Source organism: Lentzea nigeriaca, from assembly GCF_016907955.1.
In the GTDB taxonomy this organism is placed as follows: domain Bacteria; phylum Actinomycetota; class Actinomycetes; order Mycobacteriales; family Pseudonocardiaceae; genus Lentzea; species Lentzea nigeriaca.
On sequence record NZ_JAFBCX010000018.1, the window covers coordinates 1 to 8,612 of the forward strand.

7 protein-coding genes are annotated in these 8,612 nt (G+C 70.7%); 3 read left to right on the forward strand and 4 right to left on the reverse strand.

Translation table 11 applies throughout. The features are described 5' to 3' along the window. Positions 1-176: 176 nt before the first annotated feature. Positions 177-671, reverse strand: coding sequence for a DUF488 domain-containing protein (locus JOD27_RS37550; RefSeq protein ID WP_204767118.1), 495 nt, complete (start codon positions 669-671; stop codon positions 177-179). Between the two features lie 23 nt (positions 672-694). Continuing rightward, the gene (locus JOD27_RS37555; protein WP_204767219.1) at positions 695-1,042 is read right to left on the reverse strand and encodes a YybH family protein; all 348 of its coding nucleotides are present in this window, start codon (positions 1,040-1,042) and stop codon (positions 695-697) included. Between the two features lie 77 nt (positions 1,043-1,119). Here JOD27_RS37555 and JOD27_RS37560 point away from each other — a divergent pair, with 77 nt between their 5' ends. After that, complete coding sequence (locus JOD27_RS37560) at positions 1,120-2,091, forward strand: helix-turn-helix transcriptional regulator (protein ID WP_204767119.1); 972 nt, start codon at positions 1,120-1,122, stop codon at positions 2,089-2,091. A gap of 9 nt (positions 2,092-2,100) precedes the next feature. On the opposite strand, the gene JOD27_RS37565 is transcribed toward JOD27_RS37560, so the two are convergent. Next, a complete protein-coding gene (locus JOD27_RS37565; protein WP_204767120.1) occupies positions 2,101-2,940 on the reverse strand; it encodes a sporulation-delaying protein SdpB family protein in 840 nt (279 codons plus the stop codon). Beyond that, a complete protein-coding gene (locus JOD27_RS37570; RefSeq protein ID WP_204767121.1) occupies positions 2,934-3,476 on the reverse strand; it encodes a hypothetical protein in 543 nt (180 codons plus the stop codon). Before JOD27_RS37570 ends, JOD27_RS37565 begins: the two co-directional genes overlap by 7 nt. A gap of 358 nt (positions 3,477-3,834) precedes the next feature. Here JOD27_RS37570 and JOD27_RS37575 point away from each other — a divergent pair, with 358 nt between their 5' ends. Continuing rightward, positions 3,835-6,900, forward strand: a complete 3,066-nt coding sequence (locus tag JOD27_RS37575) for an AfsR/SARP family transcriptional regulator (protein WP_204767122.1) — start codon at positions 3,835-3,837, stop codon at positions 6,898-6,900. A gap of 92 nt (positions 6,901-6,992) precedes the next feature. Next, complete coding sequence (locus tag JOD27_RS37580; protein ID WP_204767123.1) at positions 6,993-8,609, forward strand: AfsR/SARP family transcriptional regulator; 1,617 nt, start codon at positions 6,993-6,995, stop codon at positions 8,607-8,609. Positions 8,610-8,612 lie beyond the last annotated feature (3 nt).

Consider the following 8,612-nt stretch of genomic DNA (forward strand, 5'->3'; position numbering starts at 1 on the left):
GCGCTTTACATGCCCGGCTTTTTGAGGCCGACCAGCGCCTCGCAAGGGCCCCGAAGTCAAGCGCCAATCGCAATCGTCGCGAAGCGGCGATGAAAAACCAAAGCTCGTCAATACCTACGCAACCACCTACGCAAGGTGACATCACGCAAGCCAGGCGACCACCAAGCCGAACCGGCTCAGCCAGGCCGAAGATCAGTCACCGGTACCCCGAACTCGGCCTGCACCCGCGCAGCCACGAGCGACCGATGGCACGCCTCAGGATCCCATTCCACACAGAACAACGCCGCAAAGCCGGGAAGCGCCCCAACCAGCGCACCAAGGTCGAACGGTTCGAGGATCTCCCGGCTGTACCGCGACGCGAACGCTGGCGCCAGCACGGCCCGGTCCCGCTTGCCCACCCCGTGCAGTTCATCCTCGCGGTACTGCAGCTGCCGCATTTCCGTCGTAGGCGCGAGCTCCTTCACATGCCGGTACCCGACGCCCGCATCAGCAAGCAGCCGCTGCAGCCGCGCCGAGTTCGCCCACGAGTACTCGGAACCCCGGACGCCACGACGCTGCCGAACATCGACCAGCAGGTCCACGCCGGCACCGGTGAGCGTCGAGACGAAGGTGGCGGCCGTGAACCCGTAGACGCCGATCGTCGCGATCCGCTTCGTCGCAGTGTGTTTCACGGCCACCACCTCCAGGAGAGCCTCTACGGTACGAGCGGCACGAGCATCGGCTGGTCAACGACCCACAACCATGACCCGTCCGGTTGACGCCGGGCGATCTCGACCGTCATCTCACCGGTGGTCAAGGTGGTGGCGGTGAGTGCCAGGTCGCCGCACACCAGCGCTGGATGCTGCGTGCCTGGTGCCAGCACCGGTGCCGCCGCCACGAACTGCTCGTACACCTTGCGGATCTCGGCGTGTCCGGTGGCGATGCTGCCCGGCGGGAACGCCAGGACCGCGTCCGGCTCGTACAACGCCACCAGGCCGTCGACGTCGCCCGCGTTGCCGCGCTCGATGAAGAACCTGCTCAGGTCGTTGGGCTCGGTGGCCACTGCCTCACTTGTCATGGAAGCCAGCCTGCCAACGAATCACGACATCCTGTGTCATGTATTCCGTAGAGTTTTCGAACGTGCGCGCGGATCGGTTGGTATCGCTGGTGTTGCTGTTGCGCCGGCATGGGAGGTTGTCCGCGGCTGCGCTCGCCCGCGAGCTCGAGGTGTCGACTCGAACGGTGCTGCGGGACATCGAGGCGCTGTCCGCGGCCGGTGTCCCCGTCTACGCCGAGCGCGGCCGGCACGGCGGGTTCGCTTTGCTGCCTGGGTTTCAGACCGAGCTCACCGGGTTGAACCACGACGAGGCGCTCGCGTTGCTGGTCGCCGGGTCGCGGCGGGGTGCGCAGGCGTTCGGGCTCGGGGCGGCGCTCGCGTCGGCCATGTGCAAGGTTGTCGACGCGCTGCCCGAGAGTTATCGGGTCACCGCGGCCGGGGCTGCGCAGAGGTTGCTCATCGACCCCGACACCGATCTCCTCGCGCGCAGGCAGGTTCCTGACGAGGTGCCCGATACCGTCGTGGCCGAGGTGCGCCGTGCGGTGTTCGCGGGGCACAAGGTGCGCATCCACTACGCGGCTGCCGGACAGGCGCCGAAGTGGCGCACGGTTGACCCGATCGGGCTGGTCACCGTGCGGGGGCAGGGGTATCTGCTGGCGATCAGGTCGGGTGAGGATCGGACGTACAGGTTGTCGAGGATCGTGGCCGCCGAGGAGCTCGACGAACCCGCGCAGCGACCGGACCGGGTCGATCTGGACCGGGCGTGGCAGGAGCGCGGCACGCGGTTCCGGACCGGGGGTGACCAGGTCGACGTGGTGCTGCGGCTCAACCCGGCACGAAGGGATGACTTGGTGGCCACCGCACTGGCCATCAGGACCGAGGAAGCGGAGGCGGACGGCTGGCTGCGGCTGGAAGTGACCTTTCAGGACTCGCGCCACGCCGAATGGGCGGTGTGGCAGCTCGCGACGAACGCGGAAGTGCTTGCGCCGCAATGGTTGCGCGCGGCCGTCCGGGACCGTGCCGCGGCGTTGGCCGCCCGCTACGACGCGATGTGATCTGCTGTCTCAGCGCTGGGGAGCGCGGGACGATGGGATCTCGGTCCGGCTCGCGGAGGCGAGCAGCAGTGCGACCATCACCAGGCCGAAGCCGATCAGGCCCAGCACGACCATGATTCCGAGGTGGAGGGCGGCGCCCGCGATCACCGCCCACCGCCGGACGCGGACACCGCAGAATGCCGACACCGCGAGGAACGCCTCGAGCGCGAGCGTGCTCCACGTCATCAGCGGGCCCAGGCCTTCGACGAGCTCGGCCAGTGCGGGTCTCGCGCCGAAGTACGCGTCCTGCATCGCGTAGTGCATCGCCTCGCCGGTGCGCCACTCAGGTTCGCGTAGTTTGAACCACACCGCTTCGCCGTAGACAACGGCGACCTGGACCCGGATCGCCAGGTGGGCGGCGACCGCCGCGCCGTGCCAGCGAGGGGCCATCGGTGTGCTCGGGGTGGTCCAGTGCCAGCGGCGGTCGTCGCCCAGCAGCAACGGGATCAGGAGCAGGGCGAGGATTTTGCTGATGTGCTCGCCGCCGTTGGACGCGACCAGGGCGGCGCTGAAGCTGAACGCCACGTACCAGTGCGGGACGCACGTCCACCGCGGTCGATAGCCGACGGCCACGGCGACCAGCACCGCGATGGCGGTCCAGCGGGCGATCAACGGGTTGAAACCCAGGCACCACAAGGAAGTTCCGCGCAGACCGGTGCACTGCGGGCCGTCCGGCGCGCCGTCGAGGCCGGGGAACAGGCCGGCGTCGGAGGTGAACCCGAGGGTCAGCAGCTGCGCCGCGGCGACGAGGGTGCGGGCCGCGCCGAGCAGCGGTGATCTCGGGTCGGCTGCCAGGAGCCGGTTCAGCACGTCAGCTCCACGGCGGCGACGCGCGTGACGCGTCTGGTCGTGCGGTCGGCGGACGGACGTTCGACGGCGAAGACGACCGGGCCGCACACGTGGGGTGCGAACCGGTCGGGGATCGGTGTGCGCGGGGCTTCGGTGATCACGCCAGAGCACCCGGCGATGTCCGCGGCGTCGCAGTCGCGCCACTGGCCGGGCTGAACGGACCTCGCGGCCGACACCAACCGGGCCATGTCGCCGTAGGACGTTCTGTTCAGTCCGTACTGGTAACGGGCGTCGGCGGCAGGGCGGGTCAGCGGGACGAACGAGTCGCCGGACTGCCGATAGGCGACGGTGAACTCGCGTTCAGCGGAATTGACGTAGAAGCGCCACGCCATCGGCCAGATCAATTTAGCGGTGTCCTGGCGCGCGTTGATCGAATCGCCGACGACACCTGTCGGCAGATATGTGACGGCGATGCCGATCGTGAGTGCCAAAAGCGCCGCGCAGGTGAAGGCGAAACCCCGCGCGGCGCCTGTCCGGTCGTCAGGGTCGCCGGGCACCGAACCAGCTCAGCATCCGGTCGAGCACGGCGCGAGGCCGGCCTGCACGGTCTCGGACGAGCCGGGGCCCGATTTGTCCGAACCGGCCAGGAGGAGCGCCGCAGCCAGTGCCAACACCGCTGACAGCGCTCCCAGTAAGGCGTACCACCGCATTTCGAATGCCCCCTCGTCACGTTGGACCGCCACAGCAACTGTGGCGGCGGTTACACATAAGAGCCGGTCCAGCGCGCGCTGTCAACGTTTACTGCACGTGTCCGAATGGGTTCGAAGCGTAGTCGGAATGATCCTTTTAAAACAGTTCTTCGGTTCCGCGCGGATGTGGTATTCAAAAGGTTCCCACATTGATTCGGGGGAGTCCGTGGTTCTTGAATATCGGATGCTCGGCCCGCTGGAACTCCGGCGGGCCGGCAGTCCTGTCGAGCTCGGAGGAGAACGGCAGCAGAAGCTGCTCGCGGTGCTGTTGCTCAACCCCGGTTCGGTCGTCTCGTTCGACCGGCTCGTGGACGAACTGTGGGACGACCCTCCGCAGACAGCGCGCCGTCAGGTGTCCAACGCGGCGGCGGGCGTGCGCCGCGTGATCGGTGCGGCCGGAGGGCGCCTCGTCACCACGACGCACGGCTACCGAGTGCAGATCGACGGCGAGACCCTCGACACCCATGTCTTCAGAGCCCTCGTGCGTGATGCGGACGCCGCGGCCGAAGCGGGACGCCTGAAGGAGGCAGCCGCCGCGCTGACCGATGCGCTGGCGTTGTGGCGCGGGCCGTTGCTGGACGGGCTCGTCTCGTCGTCGATCACGGCCGCCCGCGACGCGATGGCGGAGCAACGGCTGGTCGCGGTGGAACGGCTCGCCCTATTACGTCTCGAGCTCGACGACCCCGCCCTGGTCGCCGAGCTCGTCGCGCACGTGGCCGAGAACCCGTTCCGGGAGTCGTTGCGCGCCACCCTGATGCGGGCGTTGTACCGAGCCGGACGGCAGGGCGACGCGCTGGCCGTGTTCGAGGAGGGCCGCCGGCTGCTCGCCGAGGAGCTGGGCGCGGATCCCGGTCCCGAACTGCGCGCGCTGCACGAACGGATGTTGCGCTCCGAGCCCACCGGAGAGCTCGCGCAACCATTGACCACAGAGCCGGTCGGCTCGTTTCTTCCTTACGACACACCGGATTTCACCGGCCGCGGCGCCGAGGTGGAGCAGTTGCTCGCCTCTGCGGCCGACGGCTTGATGATCCTCGTGGTCGAGGGCATGGGCGGTGTCGGGAAAACCGCGCTCGCCGTGCACGTCGCGCATCTGCTGGTCGATCGTTACCCGGACGGTCAGTACTTCGTCGATCTGCGCGGCCACACCGACGACGTGCGGCCGATGACGGCGGACGAGGCGGTGGACGCGCTGCTGTGGCAGACCGGCGTTCCCGCGCACCAGATGCCGGGCGATCCGGCGTCGCGGCGGGACCGCTGGCGCGAACGCACGGCGGGCAAGCGGGTCCTGGTCCTGCTCGACAACGCCGCCGACTCCGCGCAGGTGCGGCCGTTGCTGCCGGGTGGGCCGAGATCGCTCGTGCTGGTGACCAGCAGGCGGCAGCTGCTCGATCTGCCCGGCGCGGTGCCGCTGCCGTTGGACGTGCTCGAACGGGACGGGGCGGTGGAGCTGTTCGGACGGATCGCGTCGGCCGACCGCGTCAACGCCGAACGCGAGGCGACGGAGGCGGTGGTCGCGTTGTGCGGTGGCCTGCCGCTGGCCGTGCGCATCGCCGCGTCCCGCTTCCGCCGCCGTCCCAAGTGGACGATGGCGGACCTCGCCGACCAGCTGCGCGACCGGCGCCGGCGCGACCGCACGTTCACGATGGAGGACCAGAGCGTCTCCGGTGTGATCGCGTTGTCCTACCGCCACCTGAACCCGGTGCGGCAGCGGCTGTTCCGGCTCCTCGGACTCGTGCCGGGACACGACTTCGACGCGTACGTGGCGGCCGCGCTGACCGGCATGTCGCCCGCCGACGCCGAGGACGTGCTGGAGGCGTTGCTGGAGACGAACCTGGTGATGCAGCGCGATTCCGGCCGTTACTGCCTGCACGACCTGGTGCGCGACTGCGCCCGCGGCATGGCCGAGCAGCTGAGCGCCGACGAGGTGCGCGGCGCCCGGCACCGGCTCTTCGACCACTACCTCGGGTTCGCTGAGAAGCACTGCGCGTTGCTGACGATGGGCTATCCGCGGTTCACCCCGGAGATCGCGCACGCGTCACCGGCACCCGCGCCGGACAGTGCCGAGGTGGCGCTGCGCGGCTTGCGGGCCGAGCACAGGAACTTCGTCGCGGTCGTCGAGCACGCTGCGACGCATGGCTGGCTGACGCACGCGTGGCAGCTGCCGTGCGCGCTGGTGCCGTACTTCCAGCGGATCGGCCAGCGGGCCGGTGTGCTGGAGCTGGCCGACCAGGCGGTGCGGGCGGCCCGCGAGCAGGGCGACCAGCGCGGGCTCGCGCTGGCGTGGCAGACGGTGGCGTTCGCGTTGCGCGAGCAGGGCCGCAGCCTCGAAGTGAGGGACGTGCTGGAGCGGTCCGTCGCGATCTGCCGGGAGCTCGACGACCTGCCCGCGCTCGCCGGCGGGCTGCGCGATCTCGGCGTCTCGCTGCTGCAGGCCGGTGACCTGACCGAGTCCGCGCTGCGGTTCGAGGAGGCACGTCAGGTCGCGCAGACGCTCGGCGACGCGGACAACAGCGTCAACTCCGCGATCAACCTCGGCATCGTCGCCTGCCAGCTCGGCATGTACGACCGGGCCCGGCTGCTGTTCGAACAGGCTCTCGTGCACCACCAGCGGGTGGGGTCGGTCGAGGGCGAGGCCATCACGCTGATCAACATCGGCTGGCTGGAGCACAACCGGGAACGCGACGAGTTCGCGGTCGACCCGCTCGACCGGGCGATCCGGCTGAGCCGCACCATCGGGTTCGTGCGCGGTGAAGTCGTGGCGCTGTCGTGGTTGTCGGTGACCTACCGGGCGCAGGGCCGTCTCGACGAGGCGAAGTCCGTCGCCGTCGAGTCCCGGGAAGCCGCGCGGTCGTCGGATCTGCACGAACCTGAGTGCGACGCGATCACCGCCGTGGCCGAGGCGGATCTGGCGGCCGGTCGGCTGACCGAGGCACAGGCGGGGTTCCACGAGGCGGAACGGGTGTCGCTGGAGGGCGACCTGCCGCTGGCTCTCGCCAGGGCGCGGGAAGGCCTGGCCCACGTCGCCGCCGCGCTCGGTGAGCACGACAGGGCCCGCAACCTGTGGGGCAAGGCGTTGCCCGTCTATCACGACGAGGCGCCGGAGAGCACGCAGATCCGGGCTCACCTGGTCGCGCCCGGTGACAAGTCGGTGCTGTGCAGCCGCTGCCGGACCCGCGCGGGTGTCCTGCGTCAGATGACCGAGGTGCTTGTTCCGCGGAAGGTGCGCGCGTAGGACCCGGCCGATGTCGAGCGAAGGCCGAGCGGATGCTGAGCGTTGCTTGACTCCCCATCCAGCGGTGACGCCGGAAGGGACCGGGGGGTCGGATGCGTCTGCACGTGCTGGGTCCGATGGAGGTGCACGGGGCTGAGGGGCGCCTCGCCATCGGCGGGGTGAAACGGCAGGGGGTGCTGGTCGCGCTGTTGCTGCGCGCCGGCGAGATGGTCTCCACCGACAGGCTGGTGGAGACGTTGTGGGGTGAGGCGCCGCCGCGGTCGGCACCGTCGAACGTGCGCACGTACGTGTCGGATCTGCGGCGGATGCTCATGGGGACCGCCCAGGTCAGCAGCGTGGGTGTCGGTTATCGGATGGAGGTCGATCCCGGCGAGGTCGACCTGCACGTGTTCCACCGGCTCGCCGACGAGGGCGACGAAGCGGTCCGTGCGGGGGAGCACGGGCACGCGGTCGACCTCCTGACGCGGGCGCTCGGGTTGTGGCGGGGGCGGGCGTTCGGCGGGGCCGAGCTGGGGCCGTGGGTGGACGCGGCGGCGACCGCGCTCGACGACCGGCGCTGGGCGGCGTTGTCCGCGCTGGTGGAGGCGCTCACCGCGACGGATCGTGGGGACGACGCGATCTGCCTGCTGCGCGAGATGGTCGCCGAACGCCCGCTGGCGGAGGGCACCTGGGCGCAGCTGGTCGGGGCGCTGCACCGGGCCGGTCGGACGGCGGACGCCCTGGCCGTCTTCGGCAAGGCGCGCGATGTGCTGCGCGCCGAGCTCGGACTGGATCCCGGAGCCGCGCTGCGCGACGCCCAGCGCCGGGTGTTCGCCGCGGTGCCGCGCGGCCTGCCGCCGGGTCCGGCCGACTTCGCAGGACGCAGAAGGGAACTCGCCGCGATCGTGGCCTCGACCAGCCGGATGACGGTGGTGTGCGGCCCGCCGGGGATCGGCAAGTCCGCCCTGGTCCTGAGGGCGGCCGAGCGCCTCGCACCGTCCTTTCCGGACGGTCAGCTCTACCACGCCGTCACGCGTGGCACGGGTGAGGCCCTCACGGAGCTGTTGTGCGCGCTGGGTGTCCGCCGGGACGACGTGCCGAGCGAGATCGCCGACAGGGCCACGGCGTACCGGTCGCTGCTGGCGCAACGGCGCGTGCTGATCGTGCTGGACGGCGCGCGGGAGATCGCCCCGTTCGTGCTCGGCGCGGGACAGAGCCGCGTGCTCGTCTCGACCCGCCGCACACCCGCCGGGTTCGACGCGCTGAGACTCGGGCCGCTCCCGGACCGGGATGCCGTCCGCGTGCTCGGCGTGGCGAGAGCCGCGGCCGAGCCCGCTGCCGCGCGGGCGGTGGTCCGTGCCTGCGCCGGCAACCCCCGTGCGTTGCGGATCATCGCGGAACGCCTGGCGTTGCGGCCGGGGATGTCGTTGCGGCGCCTGGCCGACCGGATGGCCGACGACGCCGGAGTGCTGGACGAGCTCGCCATCGGCACGACCAGCGTGCGCGCGGAGATCGCCACCAGCCTCGACGCGCTGTCACCCGCGGCACTGCGGGCGTTGCGCGCGCTCTCCACCACCGGCTCCGCCCGCGAGCCGGGACGCACCGAGTCCGCCATGGACCTCGCCGTCGAGGAACTCGTGGCGGCCGGTCTCGTCGATCCCGCCGGCCGGGTCGACGCGCTGGTGCGGCTGTGCGCCCGCGAGCTGTCCGCCGAGTCCGTCCCGCTCTGACCG